The organism is Thioalkalivibrio sp. K90mix (assembly GCF_000025545.1).
Lineage (GTDB): Bacteria > Pseudomonadota > Gammaproteobacteria > Ectothiorhodospirales > Ectothiorhodospiraceae > Thioalkalivibrio.
Map to the genome: position 1 here is coordinate 1438076 of NC_013889.1, position 17606 is coordinate 1455681.

The window sequence follows — 17606 nt, forward strand, 5'->3', positions numbered from 1 at the left end:
TTCACCCATTTCGAGCCCGCGTGCATGCCCAAGCTCTCCACCCTGATCACCTTGGTCCTGTTCCTGTTGGCGGGCGGTGTACTCGCATGGCTCTTTTGGGGCCCGGACGACGAACAGGCCTCTTCCGCGCGCGCGGGTGGCGGCGAGACACGGCCCGTGGCCGTCGCCGTGGCCAGCGTGCAACAGCAGGATCTGGTGGAACGCCGCCGTTTCACCGGCAGTATCGAGGGTGGCGACCGCATTGTGATCACTCCGCGCGTCGGGGGCCGTGTGGCCGAGGTCTTCGTGAACCTGGGCGACCGAGTCGAGCCGGGCGACCCCCTGCTGCAGCTGGATACCGAGGAATTCGAGCAGGACGTCACCCAGGCCGAAGCGGAACTTGAAGTGGCCGAAGCCAGCCTGGCGGAGGCCGTCGCCAGCCGCAACGCCGCCCAGCGCGACCTGCAGCGCACCCGCGAGTTGCGGGACCAGGGGATCGCCTCTCGCTCGGAACTGGAGGCCGCCGAGACCGAGCTCGCCCTGGCCCAGACCCGGGTCGCCCTGGCCGAGTCGCAGATCCGACAACGCCGCTCTGCCCTGCGTACCCGCGAGATCCAGCTGGGCTACACGCGTATCGATGCCGACCCGGGAAGCACCACCCGCTGGGTGGCCGAGCGCCTGGTCGACCCCGGTTCAGTGATCAGCGCCAACGAACCCGCGCTGGCACTCGTCACCCTGCAGCCGGTGCGCGCGATCCTGGCCGTCACCGAGGCGGATTATTCGAGGATCTCGCGCGGCCAGGAAGCCACCGTGCGCACCTCCTCGTACCCCGACGCGTTATTCGAAGGCACCATCACGCGGATCTCCCCCGAGTTTCGCCCGGGTTCGCGCCAGGCGCGGATCGAGGTCGAGGTACCGAACGATGATGAACGGCTGCGGCCCGGGATGTTTGTCGAGACCGCGATCACCCTTGGCCAGCGCTCGGACACCCTGGCGATCCCTCGGGATGCCATCATTCAGCGTGAAGCGGGCCCCACCCTGTTCAGCGTAGACCGTAGCGGCGAACGGCCCACGGCGCGCCGCCACATGGCCGTTACCGGCGTGCGGGACGGCAACTGGATCGAACTGCTGGAGCCCGAGCTGCCCGAGGGCACCGAAGTGGTGGTGCTCGGGCAGCACCTGCTCGCCGATGGCACCCCGCTTCGCCTGACCGACCCGCGCAGTGTGCCCGGGGCGGACTTCGCCCCGGGCCTGTCGGAGACCGAAGAGCCGTGAATCCGGCTCGACTTACCGTCCACCGCCCCGTGCTGACCAGCATGGTGGCCCTGATCGTGGTAATCCTGGGCCTGACCGCGCTGACCCGCCTCCCGGTCGATCTCCTGCCCGACATCACCTATCCGGTGGTCACGGTGATGACCTCCTACCCCAACGCCGGGGCCGAGGAGGTCGAGCAACTGGTGACCCGCCCGGTGGAACAGGCAGCGGCCGCAATCACCGGGGCCCAGGAGATCCGGTCCACTTCGGCCGAAGGCAACAGCAATGTGCGCGTCAACTTTGCCTGGGGCACCGATATCCGACAGGCCGTTGATGACCTGCGCGATCGCCTGGCGCGCATTGAAGGTCAGCTGCCGGATGAGGCAGACCGGCCCCTGGTGCGCCAGTTCGACACCCAGGACTCGCCCATCATGCGCCTGGGCGTCGGCTCGCAGCTCGACGCCATCCATCTGCGCACCCTGATCGACAACCGCATTGCCCCCCGCCTGGAGCGCATCCCCGGCGTGGCCGCGGTGGATACGTTTGGGGGACTGGAAAGGGAAGTGCGCGTCGAGGTCGACCCAGACCGGATACAGGCGATCGACCTGGGGCTGGACGACCTGCGCAACCGGATTCGCGATGCCAACGTGATTACCCCTGGTGGCCCGATCATGGACGGTCGCCGTGAATACCGGCTGCGTACACCAGCCGAGTTCCGCTCGGTGGGCGAGATACGCGATACCGTGGTCCAGCGCAGCGAAGATGGCGTCACCTACCTGCATCAAGTCGCCGAGGTCCGCGATACCCACCAGCGCGTCACCCGTCGTTTCCGGGTCAACCAGGAAGAAGGTGTCCAGCTGGCCGTGCGCAAATTGGCGGACGCCAATACCGTCGAGGTGTCCGAGGCGGTCCACGCCGAACTGGTCCGTCTCAACCGCGACTTCCCGCAGATCGACATCCGCGCGGTAACGGACGAGGCGGGCTTCATCCGCAGCTCCATTACCAATGTCGGGCAGTCCATCCTCTACGGGAGCGCACTGGCCGTTTTGGTCCTGCTGGTCTTCCTGCGCAACATTCGTTACACGCTGGTGGCGGCCACCGCGATTCCTCTCGCGGTCATCTCGACGTTTGGCCTCGTCTACTTCGGCGGGCACTCGCTCAACCTGATGACCATGGGCGGGATCGCATTGGGTGTGGGACTGATGGTCGACAACGCGATCGTAGTGATCGAGAGCATCGCCCGAAGGCGAGAGGAACACGCGGAGCAAAGCGCCATCGAGGCGGCCGTCACTGGTACGGGGCGTGTGGCACCCGCAATCATCGCCAGTACGCTGACCACCGTCGCCATCTTCCTGCCGTTGTTCTTCGCCCAGGAACTGGCCGGGCAGCTGTTCAAACCACTCGCCGCTGTGGTGGCCTTCGCGCTGGCCGCCTCGCTGATCGTGGCCCTGACCGTGGTGCCGATGCTGATGGCACGCGCCCCGATGCCCAGGCGCGACACCAGCGCCCTCGCCCGCATGGAACGGCGCTACCAGGGCCTTTTGCGCGGCACGCTGGCGCATCCCTGGATGGTGATCGGGGTCAGTGCCTTGCTGATGGTCATCGCACTGGCCGGTCTGCGGGGCGTCGGCACCGAATTTCTACCGGCCACCGACGAGGGCGAACTGCGCGTGCATGTCTCCATGGAACCGGGGACACCACTCGACGAACTGTACTCCACCATGGCCAGCCTGGAAGAGGTGATTCGCGACGAGGTGCCTGAGCTCCAGAACCTGGTGTCCAGCTCTGGCGCCTCTGCCTTCAGGGCATCGTCGCCCGCCTCCGGCAACATGCGCGTAATGGTCGGCTCGCGCGACAGTCGCAGCCGTTCTTCGGAGGAGATTGCCGCTGCCCTGCGCGAGGCCCTGGGTACCCCACCGGGAACCGAGATCCGTGTCCGCGCCTCCAGCAACATCTTCTTCCGCGGATTCGGCCGCGGCGATGACGAGGAACGCCTGTCGGTCGAAGTGCGCGGCTTCGAGCTGTCGACCATGAATGCGGTGCTCGAGCGGTTCGAGGAGGCGCTGGCCGATGTCCCCGGCATTACCGACACGCGGGTGGGAACCGATGGCGGCCAGCCCGAGTTCGCCACTCGCATCCATCGCGATCGCGCTGCAGATCTCGGCGTGGATGTACGCACTATTGCCCAGACGCTGGAAACCGCGCTGGGCGGCTCCAGCGCCGGCCAGCTGCGTGCGGGGGGCGACGAGACCCGGATCTGGGTCCAGTTGCGCGACGCGGATCAGAGCTCACTGGAGGACCTGCTCAACCTGACCGTGCGCAGCGAGGACGGCGAACGCGTCGCCTTGCGCAGCCTGATTTCCTTCGACACCGAGATCGGGCCCGACAGCATCGAACGACGTGAACAGGCCCGCGTACGTACGCTATTCATCAATCTGGGGGATCGCTCGCTGGGCGAAGTGGCGGCCTCGGTCCGCGAGGCCCTGGCAGACATCCCGCTGCCCGAGGAGATCGACTACTCCGTCACGGGCGACATCGAAGAACAGGAAGCCGCATTCTCGGAGCTGCTGCTGGGTACGATGCTGGCCACCCTGCTCGTGTACATGGTCATGGCCAGCCTGTATGAATCCCTGCGCGATCCCCTGATCGTGATGTTCTCGATCCCGCTCGCGATCATCGGGGTCACCGGCGCGCTGCTGGTCACCGACACCACGTTGAATGTGCAGTCACTGATCGGCGTCCTGCTGCTGGTCGGCATCGTCGTCAACAACGCGATCCTGCTGGTGGACCGTATGGCCCGGCGGCACCGCGATGACGGAATGGAACTGCACGAGGCGGTCGTGGCCGCCGCCGGCGAGCGCCTGCGTCCGATCCTGATGACCACGCTGACCACGATTCTCGCGCTCTCACCCCTGGCCATCGGAATGGGTGATGGCGGCGAGGCCCAGGCCCCGATGGCACGCGTAGTGATCGGCGGACTGCTGTCGTCTACGCTGATCACCCTGGTGCTGATCCCGACGCTCTACCTGCTGTTCCACCGTCGCGGCAAGCATCCCCAACCCGTCTACCGAGTCGGAGCCGAAAATGCCTAGGCGTTACCGTGCCGCCCTGCCACTGCTGGCCTCGCTGGCCCTGGCCATTCCCGCCACTGCAGAGGATGACGAGCCGACAGGCAACGGGTTGCGCCTATCGTTGCCGGCAGAGCAACTCATGGCCATCGATCCGTTTGGCCGTGAGCCCGTGGGCGAGGAGACCCTGTCCCTCGAAGAAGCTGTCGCACGGGCGCTGGAAGGGAACCGTGGCCTGCGCGCGGAGCGCCTGCAGACCGCGATTGCCGGTACCTTCGAAGCACAGGAGCGCGCCGTATTCGATCCCGAGCTGTTTGCCGAGGTCGAGGTCACCCGGGACCAGAGCGTACGCCTGCTGGAGGAGGCCGAGGAAGACACCGACGAGGTCACCTCGACCCAGCGTTTTGGCGAGGCCGGTGTTCGTCAGTCGCTGCCGACGGGTACCGACCTGAGCCTGTCCGTGCGCAGCCAGCGCGCGACCAGTTCGCGCGTCGATCAAACCCAGTTCTCGTCCCGCGCCGGCCTGACGCTCACCCAGGCCCTGCTGCGAGGTGGGCGCATCGAATCCAATCTGGTGCGCCTGCAACAGGCCGGCCTGGACGTCGAGGCAACCGAATACGAAGTCCGCGCGTTCGTCGAACAGCTCATAACCGACGTGGAGACCGCCTACTGGGATCTGGTGCTGGCCGGCGAGCAGATCGAGATTTTCGAGGAGGCCCTGGCCGTCGCGAGCCAGCAACTCGACGAGACCCAGCGCCGCATCGATGCCGGCGATCGCCCGGAAACCGAAGCCGTCTCTGCACGCGCCGAGGTCGCCCTGCGGCGCCAGGGGCTCATCGACGCGCGCAGCGAGCGTGCGCGCGCGCAAGACACCCTCGCGCGCCTGATTCAGGGTGATGGAGGCCTGTGGGACACCCGGCTGCTGACGAGTTCCGAGCCGGCCCTCGACCGCTACGAGATCGAACCACTCGATACCTACGTGGCACTGGCGCGCGACCATCGCGCCGACCTCAACGAGACCCGCCTGCGGGTCCAGCGCGACGAGCTGGAGGTCATTCGCACCCGCAATGGCCTCCTCCCCCGCCTGGACTTCTTTGTCACGCTTGGACAATCGGGCTATGCGGACAGCTTCGGGCGTACCTTCCGCGACACCCAGGGCGACGGCTACGACCTCGCCGCCGGACTGCGGTTCGAGATGCCGATCGGCAACCGTGCCGCCGAGGCGGAACACACACGCGCGCGCCTGACGCGCCAGCAAATCAGCGAAACCCTCGCCAATCTGGAGCAGTTGGCGATCGAAGACGTGCGCGCCGTCTGGTTCGACGCCGCCCGCGTTCGGGAGCAGATTCGCGCCCAGGAAGAGACCATCGAGCTCCAGGAAGAACTCTTGCGCGTGGAACAGACCCGCTATCGCGTCGGCGCAGGGACGGCACTGGCCGTGGCCCAGGCCCAGCGTGACTTGCTCGAGAGCCGTCTGCGCCTGACCGAGACCGTCGTGCGCTTTCGCCAGCTGACCACCGAACTCCTGAACGCAAGTGGTACGCTACTGCTGCACCGCGGCATCGACGCGCCGGGCTCTGAACGCGTGGACCTGCGTATGTAGTTCCGGACCCTTGTTTCTCCTGCCCCTTAGCCCCGAGCCAGACGCCGATTCAGGGCCCAGACGGACAGCGGTGCAAAGATCACCGCTATCACGGCAGCCCACACAAGGGTCCACAAAGCGGGCTCCAGCGCATGCCCCCCACTCAGCAGGGCACGCGAGGCCTCCGCCAGCAACGAGACGGGGTTGGCCTGCACAAAGGGCTGCAGGACGGCAGGCATCGTCTCCAGCGGGACAAAGGCGGTGGAGACGAACGTGACCGGGAACAACGCCGTAAAACCGAACAGCTGGACATGCTCCGGATCACGCGACAATACGCCGACCAGCACCATCATCCAGGATGCGGCCGACGCGAAGACCAGCACCAGCGCCACCATCGCCAGCACCTCCCAAACCGACGTCTCGATCCGGAAGCCCAGCAACACCCCCACGACCAGCAGCAGCGCGATACAAAGCGCCTGTTTCAGAAGATCGGCCAGGATCCGCCCCGCCAGCGGCGCCCAGCGCGGAATCGGCAGGGCGCGAAAGCGGTCGAACACCCCACGCGTCAGATCGGTGTTCAGGCCATGCCCGACATAGACGGTGACAAACAGCATGTTCATCGCGATCACGCCCGGCAGCACAAACGGCAGGTAGGCTTCGGTCGAGCCCGCGACCGCTCCGCCGAACACATACAGGAAAAGCACCAGAAACAGGATCGGCTGGATGGAATAATCCCCCAGCTCCCACGGATTGCGGCGCACCTGCACGAGACTTCGCCACGCCAGAGCCAGGGTCTGGTCGAGTACCTTCATGTGCCCTCCTCCGCCGGCTCCGCCGTTGCCTCGGCGGCATGACCGGTAAGGGCCAGAAAGACATCATCAAGGCTCGCGGTGCGCAAGCCGACCTCGACAACCTCAATGCCCGCCTGGTCCAGAGCCCGCAGCACCTTCGGCACTACGGCACTGGTCGTCACGGCCACACTCAGGGTGTTGTCCCTCGCCTGCGGCCGTTCCCCGACCGTCCGCGCGATCACCTCGGCCGCATCGTCTATCCGGGTGACATCCGCCAGCACCACGAACAGGGAGCGTCCACCCACGCGTTCCTTCAGCTCCGAGGCGGTCCCCTCGGCGATAATCCGTCCGCGATCCAGCACCACGATTCGATCCGCCAGGGCGTCCGCTTCGTCGAGGTACTGCGTCGTGAGCAGGACGGTGGTGCCCTGCGCCCGCAGTTCCCTTACCAGGCGCCACAGGTCACGTCGCGCCCGCGGGTCGAGCCCCGTGGTCGGCTCGTCGAGAAAGAGTATGGCGGGATTCCCCACCAGGCTCGCCGCCAGATCCAGACGGCGCCGCATGCCACCGGAATAGGTCTGTGCCGGACGATTCGCCGCATTGAGAAGATGAAACTGCCCCAGCAGCTCGTCCGCACGCCGACGCGCATCGCGACGGCCCAGACCCAGTAGTCGTGAAATCAACAACAGGTTCTCGCGCCCCGTCAGCTTCTCGTCGACCGAGGCGTACTGCCCGGTCAGGCCGATGATCTCGCGCACCCGCGCTGCATCGTGCACCACATCGAAGCCGCCGACCTCCGCCGTCCCCGCATCCGGAGCGATCAGGGTGGCGAGCATGCGAACGATCGTGGTCTTTCCAGCACCATTCGGCCCCAACAGACCCAGGATACTCCCGGTTGGGACTTCCAGATCGACACCATCGACGGCGCGAGTGCCGTTATAGCTGCGTACCAGTCCCTGCAAGCGAATCGCGATTTTCATGTACGCAGCATTCACCGCCCCAGCCGGTGGCGCAACCGGATGACGTTACAAATGCCGGCTGAACAGTCCGTGCCGAGCCGCTCCCAGCAGGTCTCTCCAGGCCAGGGCGGGCAGCTTGACCAGGGTCTCGTGGTCACCACCCTCCAGGTAGACATCCCCTTCGGTGGGGGCATGTTCGTCCAGGATGGGCTCGAGACCATACGGCGCGGCCAGGGCCGGAATCGCCCCCAGGGCACAGTCGGGGAAGCGTTCCGCCACCTCCTGCTCTGTGGCCAGGCCGACATGTTCTCCGATCAGGTGGTGGAGTTGTCCAAGATGCAGGCGCCGTGATGCCGGCAGGATGGCCAGCATGTAATGCCCCGCATCCTCGACGAGAACAGCCTTCGCCAACCGGTCCCCTGGCACATGCGCGGCCTCCGCCGTGCGAGTAGCACTGCTGGCATACGGATGCCGGACCAATTCAAAGGAGACGCCCTGCGCCGCCAGATAATCACTCAGGGTTCTCGCGATGCCCATGCTGTGGCCCTCTTGCCGTCCTCATCCTCGGACTATAGACCCGCATCATCCAACCGGCTGGACAACTCGCTGCTTGTCCTCGGTCTCCGCGATTTGAAGGCGATTACGTCCGGCGTCCTTGGCGTGGTAGAGGCACTGGTCCGCCCGGGCGAGGGCCGTCTCGAAATCTCGTGCATCGCGCATACTGGCCAGCCCCGCGCTGAACGTTACTCGCAGTCCATTGCCGCCAATCGGGAGCGTCGTGCCGGCGAAGGCCCGTCGAATGTCGTCGAGTACGGCCCATCCCTCATCCGGCTGCGCATGGCCCAGGAGCACCACAAACTCCTCGCCACCCCAGCGGCAAAGGAGATCGCGGCCCTTGAGATTGCGGCGAAGATGCTCGGCAAAGGCACGGATCACTTCATCGCCTGCCTCGTGGCCATGCACGTCATTGACGGTCTTGAAATGATCGAGATCCATCAACGAAAGCACCGCGGGAAAACGTTCCGATGGAAACTCGGCGATCGCTTCCTCGAAGCCTCACCGGTTCAACAACCCTGTCAGGGGGTCCCGGCGCGCGTCGACGCTCAGTTGTTCATGGGTATCGACCGTCGCGGAGTACGAGCGCACCCGCATCCACTCGGCAAGCACGGCCAGCAGAACCAGCGCCGCGAGGGCCACCATGATCCGGCTCTTCTCCACCAGGCTGTAGGGGTAGACCCATTCCTGGCTATAGGGCCCGTACAGCCCCAGCGCCACGACCGCGATGAACAGCGCGCAAACCCACATGGTGAAACGCACACTGGTGAACCCGGCCATCACCATGATGATCGCCACCGGAAACGCGAAATAGACGCCAGTGCCTTCCACACCCCCGTGCAGGATCAGAAAGACCCCCAGTAGAAAGGCGAGCGCCGAAAGGAAGTAGCTCACATCCCGAGCTCGTCCCGTCAGGCGGCTGTACAACATGAACGCCAGACACAGGACCGCCGTCACCAGTAGCACCAGCGCCAGGCCGGAGCGCCCGGCCATCACGGCCAATGTCCCGAATATCACGAGGATCGTCGAACCGACGGTCGCAAACAGCGATACGAGCAGTACGCGACGCTCGGCCTCGATCGCCTCGGGTGTCCTTCCAGCCATCCGCCCCCTCCGCCGGAAACGCCGGGCTCGCCCTCCTGGCCCTGGTCAGCGCAAGCATCCTGTCGCGCTCGTCAAACTCCCTGCTGCCCAGCGGCAGCCCTTCCCGCACTGCCATTCGCCGCCCCACACGGGAGGCCAGCCGTGTCGAGTGCGGACCGCCACGCTCGGCAACAAACCGCCCTGACACCGGATGGGCCGCAACCATCGCCCACCGCGGCAGCAGCCGTGTACAGAGGCGTAGACAGAAAGGCCGCCATCGGCCGCCAATGGATTGAATAAAATAAAGCCCACGAGTATTGCGCCCCTGTTGAACAGGAGACGGCCCAGATGACGCAAACCTTCCGTTCGCCGCGATGTACCCCCTGGTTAGGTTCCTCGCTCCCGAACCATGCACCGACTGAACGCAGGCCCTGATCCAAGGTTCCCCTGGCACGAACTGCCTCGTGGGAGGCCCTCAATCGGCCGTTCTGCTGGCCGCTATTCCGAGAGCCTTCCCGCCCGTTGGCCGAACGGCGAACGGCCGTTGAAGAAGCCTTTAATGCGTTCGCCAGGCGATCGAGAGACGGCCATCAGGGGAGACGTCGGCACCAGAATGGCACCGTTGAAGGAAGCCGACCGACGATGCCCAGAGGCCCTGATGGATTCCATGAAGGAACCCTGCATTACGGGCTCAAGCCGGGAGAATATCTGGAGGTTCCTGGTCTTTGTTCCGGGGTACCGCGGCAGACACAGGCTGAAGCCCGGCATCGTCAGGTTCCCCCGCCGTATTTTCCGCTTCAGACAACTCTAGATGGTTGCGCCCCCTGTCCTTGGCGCGATAGAGGCTTTCATCGGCTTCGACCAATGCCTGTTCAAATCCCCCGGCATTCTGCAAGCAAGACAACCCCGCACTGAAGGTCAGCTTCAAGCCGTTTTCGCCAACGGGCAACACCGTCCTCGCGAAGCCGATTCGAATGTCGTCCACGACGGCCAAGGCCTCGTCTGGCCCGGCTTCGGTGATCAGCAAGAGGAACTCTTCCCCCCCCCAGCGGCAAAGCAGATCCCCTCCCCTCACGCAGGGGCGCAGATGCCGGGCAAAGGCGCGAAGTGCATGGTCTCCCGCCTCGTGCCCGTGCTCGTCATTCACTGACTTGAAATGATCCAGATCCAGTATCGCCAGCACCACAGGAAAGCGTTCGGGGGGGAGACCTGCCATCGCTTCCTCGAACCCACGCCTGTTCAGCAGTTTGGTCAACGCGTCGTATCGTGCATCCGTCCTGAGTTGCTCGTGGGTGTTGAGCGTTGCGGAGTAGGAACGCAACCGTATCCATTCCGAGAACACCGCCAGCAAAACGAGAACGGCCAGCCCGAGCATGATGTGCATCTTTTCATCGGCGCCATAGGGATAAACCAATCCCTCGTCTACTGGGCCAAAAAGTGCAAGCGCGACAACCGATAGAAACAGGGAACAAATCGTCAATGTAAAACGAACGCTCGTAAATCCTGTCATCACCATGATGATAGCCAGCGGGAAGGAAAAGTAGGCTCCGGCACCTTTCACACCACCATGAACAACAAGGAAGATTGCCAACATGAACGCAAGTGCTGAGAAAAGGTAACTAACCGTTCTGATCCTTCCAGACAGCCGACCATATACCATCAATCCTAAACTTAATACCGATGCCCCAAGGACAACAGAACCCAGAACCACGAACCCCGCCGACATCGACAGAATGCCAAAGATAAACAAAATCAATGAACCTGACGTTGCAAAGATGTTCACGAGCACAGTGCGACGCTCGTTCTCGATTTCTTCCGGTGTTCTTACAGTCATCCGTTCTCCTAAAACGCACCGGCCTTGGTCTTCTGTTGATGCGACGAATATCGTGTTTCGCGAGGGCCGCACCCAGCTCCGTCGACGCTCACAGTGCAGAGGATTCACGACGCGAAAGCTACGCCACGCCCTTAACCCAAGTTAATATTCGTGAGCGACAACCCTTAACCCATGTTAAGGGAGGCCAATACCAATTTCCTGCCAGCAATCTACACGACCCACCACCCCTTCAGAGGGGATTTTTTGTGACGCGATATACAAAACCCTGCATGTACAGGAAACCTCCACGGCCATTCCCTGACAGGGATCTCGTGACCAATGGATGAGAGAAGCCATAGTAATCCAATCGTTGAGACTGGGGTGATTCAGTTTCAACAATTGCCGAACAGCATAAGCAAACTTAGTGGAACTGGTCAGGCAGCAGGGGTGCAGACATACATGGCCATACCAATATTATGGGAACGTCAGCAGGTGCTTATTCAGACATTCGATGCGCAAGTTTCGATCACACATTAACGAACTAGAAAACTAGTTCGTCTACCGCGTTTCGCGGGAATGAGGAAGCGCACCCTGGATCCCGGGAAGGGGACCGCAGCGGGCGTATAATGGGCGAATGACTCAATATTCAGTTCTCGATCTCGCTCCGATCACCGCGCACGCTGACGCCGGCCAGGCCCTTCACAACACCCTAGATCTGGCCCAGTTGGCGGAGACACTCGGATTTGGACGCTACTGGCTCGCCGAACACCACAACATGCCCGGGATCGCCAGTGCCGCGACTGCGGTGGTAATCGGCCAGGTGGCGGCCGCCACGACTCGGATCCGCGTGGGTGCCGGCGGCATCATGCTGCCCAACCATGCGCCGCTGATCGTGGCCGAGCAGTTCGGCACCCTGAATGCTCTGTTTCCGGGTCGAATCGACCTCGGGCTCGGACGGGCGCCGGGCACGGACCCGGCGACAGCCCGTGCCCTGCGCCGCAGCGCGGAGAGCGACCCCGACCAGTTCCCGCGGGATGTCGCGGAGCTGCAGAGCTATCTCGCCGATCCCGTTCCCGATCAGGCCATTCGTGCGATCCCGGGCGCCGGTTCGCGCGTTCCCGTCTGGATCCTCGGGTCCAGCCTTTTCGGGGCCCAGCTCGCAGCATACCTGGGGCTGCCCTACGCCTTTGCCTCGCACTTCGCCCCGGGACAACTACATGACGCGATCGCGATCTACCGCCGCGAGTTCCGGCCCTCCCCGGAGCTGGACGCACCCTGGGTGATGGCCGGCTACAACGTCTATGTGGCCGACACCGATACCGATGCGCAGACGCTGGCCAGTTCCATGGAGCAGGCCTTCATCAGCCTGCGGCGCGGCCGGCCGGAGCCGATCCAGCCCCCGATTCCGCACTACCGCGAGCAGCTCGACCGCGCCGAGCGGGCGATGGTCGAACAGACCATGGCCTGCTCCGCGATCGGGGCACCCGACACCGTCGAGCGGGAGATGCGCCGCTTTCTCGAGGCCACTCAGGCCGACGAACTGATCCTGACCACCACGACCTTTGATCACGAGGCCCGTCGTCGCTCCCTGGCACTCACCGCCCAGGTCTGCGACCGCCTCTCGCGTTCCTGAGGGCCGCGTTTAAGCAAACGTGCTTGGCAACGGGCGCCCGGGACAGGATCATTTGCCCTTTCGAACATGCACGAGGGCGGGCGATGTCGTACCTGAAGGATTTTCCGAACCAGGAAGGCTTTTTCGGCGAGTTCGGGGGTGCGTTCCTGCCCCCCGAACTGGAACCGCATTTTGCCGAGATCAACCGGGCCTACCTCGCCCTCGCCCGCTCGGCCGATTTCCTGAACGAGCTGCGCTACATCCGCAAGCACTATCAGGGTCGCCCCACCCCGGTGTACTACGCCCACAACCTGAGCCGCGAGGCCGGCGCACATATCTATCTCAAGCGCGAAGACCTGAACCACTCCGGAGCACACAAGCTGAACCACTGCATGGGCGAGGCCCTGCTGGCCAAGCACATGGGCAAGCGCAAGCTGATCGCCGAGACCGGCGCCGGCCAGCACGGGGTCGCGCTGGCCACGGCAGCTGCCTACTTCGGCATGGAATGCGAGATCCACATGGGCGAGATCGACATCGCCAAGGAAGCGCCCAACGTCACCCGCATGAAGCTCATGGGCGCACAGGTCGTGCCGGTGTCCTTCGGCGGGCGCTCGCTCAAGGAGGCCGTGGACTCCGCCTTCCAGTCCTACCTGTCGCAAGCCGAGCAGGCGCTGTTCGCGATCGGCTCCGTGGTGGGTCCGCACCCCTTCCCGCTGATGGTGCGCAACTTCCAGTCGGTGGTCGGCATCAAGGCGCGCGAGCAGTTCATGGAGATGACCGGCGGGGAACTGCCCGACCACGTGGTCGCCTGCGTTGGCGGCGGATCCAACGCGATGGGCATGTTTGCCGGCTTCATCGAGGACGCCGGCGTCCAGCTGAACGGGGTCGAGCCACTCGGACGCGGCACGACGCTGGGCGAGCACTCCGCCACCATGACCTACGGCAAGCCCGGCATGATCCACGGGTTCAAGTGCATGTTGCTGGCCGACGAGGAAGGCAACCCGGCCCCGGTCCACTCCATCGCCTCGGGCCTCGACTACCCCGGCGTCGGCCCGGAGCACTCCTACCTGAAGACCATCGAGCGCGTGGCCTACCATGCGATCAGCGACGACGAAACGCTGGAGGCCTTCTATCGACTGTCGCGCGCCGAGGGCATCATTCCGGCGCTGGAGAGTGCCCATGCCGTCGCCTGGGCGATGAAATATGGCCGCGAGAATCCCGGCGTCACGATCCTCGCCAACCTGTCCGGCCGGGGCGACAAGGACATCGACTACGTCACCCGCGAATTCGGCCACGGCGACTAACGCCTCGGGAACTCCCTCCCAGGGCCTGGGTATCTAACACCCACAGGTTTTGACGGAGCGGTGTGATGGCGGGTGGCTGGTCCAAAGACGGCGCGGAACAGGAGCAGATCGACAACACCGTCGAGGACGCGCTGGCACGTGTGCGCAGCCAGCTCCCCGAGGGCGAGAGCCTGGAGACGTGCGAGGAATGCGGGGCCACGATCCCCGAGGCCCGCCGCCGTGCCCTGCCCGGCGTACGCCTGTGCGTCCCCTGCCAGGAAGCGCATGACGAGGCGAACGCGGCCTTCAGCCCCTACAACCGGCGCGCCTCCAAGGACAGCCAGTTGCGCTGAACACTGCCGTTCCCCGCGGCCACTATGCCGAGGTCGATGCCGATGGCCCGCACCCTGTACATCACCCACCCCGCCTGCCGGCTTCACGATGGCGGGCCCGGACACCCGGAGTGCCCGCAGCGCCTGGCCGCGATCGATGCGGCACTGCAAAACCTGAATGGACTGGAACGCATCGAGGACCCGCCGGCGGCCACCGACGAGGACCTTTTGCGCGCCCACACCCGCGCCCATGTGGACGCGATCTACGCGGCACAACCCGACCCGGGCGTTCGCGTTGCCGTGGACCCCGACACGCACATCAACGAACATTCCATTCGCGCGGCCCACCATGCAGCCGGCGCGGCAATCGAAGGGACGCGCCAGGTCCTTGATGGCAAGTCCACCAATGCCTTCTGCGCAGTTCGCCCTCCGGGACACCACGCGGAGCGGGACCAGGCGATGGGCTTTTGCCTGTTCAACAACGTCGCGATCGCGGCGCGATGGGCCCTGGACGTACACGGCCTGAGCCGTGTTGCAATCGCGGACTTCGACGTCCATCACGGCAACGGGACCGAGGACATCTTTCGCGATGACCCCCGGGTGCTGTTCTGCTCCAGCTTCCAGCATCCGTTCTATCCGAACCGCCCGCTGTCCCGCCGCGAGCACCTCGTCCATACACCGCTTGCGGCGGGGACAGACGGCCCCGCCTTTCGTATGGCGATCGAACGCGACTGGCTGTCCGCCCTGGAGCGATTCCGGCCCGAGCTGATCCTGGTATCGGCCGGGTTCGATGCCCACCGGGACGACCCGCTCGCTGGGCTCAATCTGCTCGAGAGTGACTTCGAGTGGATCACGCGCAAGCTGGTCGCGATTGCCGAGCGGCTCGCGGGTGGCCGCCTGGTCTCGGTGCTGGAAGGTGGCTACGATCTCGCGGCGCTGGGACGCAGCGTACGCAGCCATGTGCATGCGCTGACGGAAACCACGTAACCACCCCATGGTGCGCTACCCTGCGCCCATGAACCTGCGCAGCCACCCCCTCTTGATCGGCCTGATGTTCCAGGCCGCTCTGATCCCCCTGGCATTCTTCCTGGCCGCAATCGCCGGGATTCCGCTCGGCGAGCACCTGCACTGGGATCCGGATCATGCGCTGATCGGGGTGATCGCGGTCCTGCCGATGCTGGCGATGCTGGGGCTGGTCGCGCATTTCGGCGGGTCCGCCTATGACACCCTTTCGGGCCAGGTGCGCGACTTCATCGCGCGGCTGTTCGGTAACGCCTGGCCGGGGGCCATCCTGCTGATCTCGCTGCTGGCCGGGCTCGGCGAGGAGCTCCTGATTCGCGGCGTGCTGCAGACCTGGCTGGACACCCACCTCCCGGCGTTCCTGGCCATCCTGATCGCCGGGGTGATCTTCGGCCTGGCCCATGCGATCACGCGGCTCTATTTCGCCTTTGCGACAGCCATCGGCCTTTATCTGGGGCTCGTCTATTATCTGACGGACAACCTGCTGGTGGTCATCATTACCCACGCGCTGTACGACTGGATCGTGATCCACTGGTACCGGCGCAAGCTCTAACACCCACTTGCAGCGATTTCCTTAACGGACATTCTCAAGGGCGCCGCCGTGAACCGACTCCACCGGGGCGATTTTCTGTTACTGCTGGCGCTGCTCGTCCCACTCTGGGCCGGTGGCCACCTGGCGCCCATCATCTGGGAGCGCGACGAGGTCATCCGCTGGCTGACGCAGGTCTCCGGGGTACTCGCCCTCACCAGCATGCTGCTGGCCGGCATCCTGAGCATCCGGCTCCCGCACAGCGACCGCCTGTTCGGCGGGCTGATCGATCTCTGGAGACGCCACCATGCCCTGGGCGCCGCCTCCCTGCTCCTGGCCATCGCCCATGTCTGGCTCGTCGCCGCCGGGGGTCTGGGGCACTCGGTAGCATCCGCCGTTCACCGCCTGTTCCCGGGCCCCGATCACTGGCCCATCCTCGCCGGCTGGGCGGCACTGATCGTGCTGGTCATCGTGCTGGCGCCAACCTTCAAGTTCTTCGGCGAACCCGGCTACGCCCGCTGGAAACGCCTGCACGCATTCTCGGGGCTCGCGCTTTTGTTGGGGATTGTCCATGCCTGGCCTCTGGCTCAGGCCACCTGGCCCTGGTGGGTACTTGGACTACTGGCCCTCGCCGCCTACCTCTGGCGCAAGCTGCTGTCACCCCGAATCGGGCGGTACACCTATCGCGTGGAGCGCCTGGACCGGCTGACCTCGAGCATGGTCGAGCTGTGTCTGCGCCCCGAAGAAAAGCCACTGGATTACCACCCGGCGCAGTTTGTCTATCTGACACCGCTCGACCCGGGACTGGCCAACGGCCAGGGTGAGGAACACCCATTCACCATTGCCTCCGCACCGGGCGAGGAGCACCTGCGCATCGGGATCAAGGCGCTGGGGGACGGGTCGCGCGCGTTGCAGGAGATCGCTCCGGGCAGCCCAATCCAGGTCGAAGGCCCGTACGGAACCTTCCTGCAGGGGCATAACCGCAAGCGGCAGGCGGTCTGGCTGGGCGCGGGAGTCGGTATCACCCCCTTTGTGTCCGCGGTACGCGCGCTGGCGCGCGAAGGACGTTCGGCCAACCCTCCCGTGCACCTTTTCCAGCTGGCCGATCGGCGGGAGGCGGCGGCCTACCATGACGAACTCGAGCGTCTCGCCAACACGATCGAGGATCTGGACCTGACATTGCACCTGCGCGAACGGGACGGCCTGCTCAACGCCGATTTCCTGCGGCAGCACGGTGCGGATTTCGCATCCGCCGAGTTCTGGGTCTGTGGTCCGGGGGTTGTCGATCGTTACGTCCGCGGACTCCTGCATGCCGAAGGCGTGCCGAACTCGCGTATCCACTCAGAGGCCTTCCATCTACTGTGAGCACGCCATGACAAGAACCGGCCAGACTGTCTATACGCTCCTAGTCGCCTTCATCGCGAGCCTGCTGACCCTCCTGGCCGTGCATCTGCTGGGCCCGGACACCACTCCACCGGTCGTGGAGGGCGACGAGGGCATCACGTACGAGGAACTGGCCCGCCACGCCAGCGAAGACAACTGCTGGATGGCAATCCATGGCGTGGTCTATGACCTCACGGAGTACCTGCCGCGCCATCCGACGCCGATCGAGGACGACTGCGGAACGGATGCCTCGCACGGATGGGATACGAAAGGCACCGGCCGCCCCCACAGCCGCCGTGCCCACGACATGCTCCCCGACTACCGCATCGGCGTACTCGCCGGCGAGGGGTCGCCTTGAATCGC

14 protein-coding genes and 1 pseudogene are annotated in these 17606 nt (G+C 64.9%); 10 read left to right on the plus strand and 5 right to left on the minus strand.

Features of this window, described 5'->3' with window-relative positions:
- The first annotated feature begins 24 nt into the window (after positions 1–24).
- From TK90_RS06805 to TK90_RS06815, 3 genes are read left to right on the plus strand one after another with little or no spacing between them, the layout of a single operon-like run.
- Positions 25–1254 carry an efflux RND transporter periplasmic adaptor subunit gene (locus TK90_RS06805; RefSeq protein WP_012982743.1) on the plus strand — a complete coding sequence of 410 codons (1230 nt, stop codon included), beginning with the start codon at positions 25–27 and terminating at the stop codon, positions 1252–1254.
- Entirely contained in the window at positions 1251–4325 is a 3075-nt protein-coding gene (locus tag TK90_RS06810) for an efflux RND transporter permease subunit (protein ID WP_012982744.1), read from the plus strand. The genes TK90_RS06805 and TK90_RS06810 overlap by 4 nt, the downstream gene beginning before the upstream one ends.
- Positions 4318–5904: a TolC family protein gene (locus TK90_RS06815; RefSeq protein ID WP_012982745.1), complete on the plus strand. Its 1587-nt coding sequence runs from the start codon at positions 4318–4320 to the stop codon at positions 5902–5904. The genes TK90_RS06810 and TK90_RS06815 overlap by 8 nt, the downstream gene beginning before the upstream one ends.
- 26 nt (positions 5905–5930) lie before the next feature.
- On the opposite strand, the gene TK90_RS06820 is transcribed toward TK90_RS06815, so the two are convergent.
- From TK90_RS06820 to TK90_RS06840, 5 genes and pseudogenes are all read right to left on the minus strand, one after another.
- Positions 5931–6695: an ABC transporter permease gene (locus tag TK90_RS06820; RefSeq protein WP_012982746.1), complete on the minus strand. Its 765-nt coding sequence runs from the start codon at positions 6693–6695 to the stop codon at positions 5931–5933.
- On the minus strand, positions 6692–7654 hold the full coding sequence (locus TK90_RS06825) for a daunorubicin resistance protein DrrA family ABC transporter ATP-binding protein (protein ID WP_012982747.1): 963 nt from the start codon (positions 7652–7654) through the stop codon (positions 6692–6694). Before TK90_RS06825 ends, TK90_RS06820 begins: the two co-directional genes overlap by 4 nt.
- Positions 7655–7699: 45 nt before the next feature.
- Entirely contained in the window at positions 7700–8170 is a 471-nt protein-coding gene (locus TK90_RS06830; RefSeq protein WP_012982748.1) for an aminoacyl-tRNA deacylase, read from the minus strand.
- A gap of 45 nt (positions 8171–8215) precedes the next feature.
- Positions 8216–9292 (minus strand): annotated as a pseudogene (locus TK90_RS15500) (diguanylate cyclase domain-containing protein).
- A 670-nt stretch (positions 9293–9962) separates the two neighbouring features.
- Positions 9963–11105, minus strand: coding sequence for a GGDEF domain-containing protein (locus TK90_RS06840; protein ID WP_012982749.1), 1143 nt, complete (start codon positions 11103–11105; stop codon positions 9963–9965).
- 613 nt (positions 11106–11718) lie between these two features.
- Here TK90_RS06840 and TK90_RS06845 point away from each other — a divergent pair.
- The 7 genes from TK90_RS06845 (at position 11719) to TK90_RS06875 (ending at position 17601) form a co-directional block, all read left to right on the plus strand.
- A complete protein-coding gene (locus tag TK90_RS06845) occupies positions 11719–12717 on the plus strand; it encodes an LLM class flavin-dependent oxidoreductase (RefSeq protein ID WP_012982750.1) in 999 nt (332 codons plus the stop codon).
- An 83-nt stretch (positions 12718–12800) separates the two neighbouring features.
- A complete protein-coding gene (gene trpB / locus TK90_RS06850) occupies positions 12801–14000 on the plus strand; it encodes a tryptophan synthase subunit beta (RefSeq protein WP_012982751.1) in 1200 nt (399 codons plus the stop codon).
- A gap of 65 nt (positions 14001–14065) precedes the next feature.
- Entirely contained in the window at positions 14066–14332 is a 267-nt protein-coding gene (locus TK90_RS06855; RefSeq protein WP_012982752.1) for a DksA/TraR family C4-type zinc finger protein, read from the plus strand.
- A 36-nt stretch (positions 14333–14368) separates the two neighbouring features.
- Positions 14369–15298 (plus strand): histone deacetylase family protein, encoded by a 930-nt coding sequence (locus tag TK90_RS06860; RefSeq protein ID WP_083767893.1) that lies wholly within the window; start codon positions 14369–14371, stop codon positions 15296–15298.
- A gap of 28 nt (positions 15299–15326) precedes the next feature.
- On the plus strand, positions 15327–15884 hold the full coding sequence (locus tag TK90_RS06865) for a CPBP family intramembrane glutamic endopeptidase (protein WP_026148197.1): 558 nt from the start codon (positions 15327–15329) through the stop codon (positions 15882–15884).
- Between the two features lie 48 nt (positions 15885–15932).
- Positions 15933–17225 (plus strand): ferric reductase-like transmembrane domain-containing protein, encoded by a 1293-nt coding sequence (locus TK90_RS06870; protein WP_012982755.1) that lies wholly within the window; start codon positions 15933–15935, stop codon positions 17223–17225.
- Positions 17226–17232: 7 nt separating this feature from the next.
- Positions 17233–17601, plus strand: a complete 369-nt coding sequence (locus TK90_RS06875) for a cytochrome b5-like heme/steroid binding domain-containing protein (RefSeq protein WP_012982756.1) — start codon at positions 17233–17235, stop codon at positions 17599–17601.
- Positions 17602–17606 lie beyond the last annotated feature (5 nt).

Bases quoted from the DNA above. Each gene is read 5' to 3' on its own strand.
- TK90_RS06805 (WP_012982743.1), top strand. From the start codon at position 25: ATGCCCAAGCTCTCCACCCTGATCACCTTGGTCCTGTTCCTGTTGGCG.
- TK90_RS06815 (WP_012982745.1), top strand. From the start codon at position 4,318: ATGCCTAGGCGTTACCGTGCCGCCCTGCCACTGCTGGCCTCGCTGGCC.
- TK90_RS06820 (WP_012982746.1), bottom strand. From the start codon at position 6,695: ATGAAGGTACTCGACCAGACCCTGGCTCTGGCGTGGCGAAGTCTCGTG.
- TK90_RS06825 (WP_012982747.1), bottom strand. From the start codon at position 7,654: ATGAAAATCGCGATTCGCTTGCAGGGACTGGTACGCAGCTATAACGGC.
- TK90_RS06830 (WP_012982748.1), bottom strand. From the start codon at position 8,170: ATGGGCATCGCGAGAACCCTGAGTGATTATCTGGCGGCGCAGGGCGTC.
- TK90_RS06840 (WP_012982749.1), bottom strand. From the start codon at position 11,105: ATGACTGTAAGAACACCGGAAGAAATCGAGAACGAGCGTCGCACTGTG.
- TK90_RS06845 (WP_012982750.1), top strand. From the start codon at position 11,719: ATGACTCAATATTCAGTTCTCGATCTCGCTCCGATCACCGCGCACGCT.
- trpB (WP_012982751.1), top strand. From the start codon at position 12,801: ATGTCGTACCTGAAGGATTTTCCGAACCAGGAAGGCTTTTTCGGCGAG.
- TK90_RS06855 (WP_012982752.1), top strand. From the start codon at position 14,066: ATGGCGGGTGGCTGGTCCAAAGACGGCGCGGAACAGGAGCAGATCGAC.
- TK90_RS06860 (WP_083767893.1), top strand. From the start codon at position 14,369: ATGCCGATGGCCCGCACCCTGTACATCACCCACCCCGCCTGCCGGCTT.
- TK90_RS06865 (WP_026148197.1), top strand. From the start codon at position 15,327: ATGAACCTGCGCAGCCACCCCCTCTTGATCGGCCTGATGTTCCAGGCC.
- TK90_RS06875 (WP_012982756.1), top strand. From the start codon at position 17,233: ATGACAAGAACCGGCCAGACTGTCTATACGCTCCTAGTCGCCTTCATC.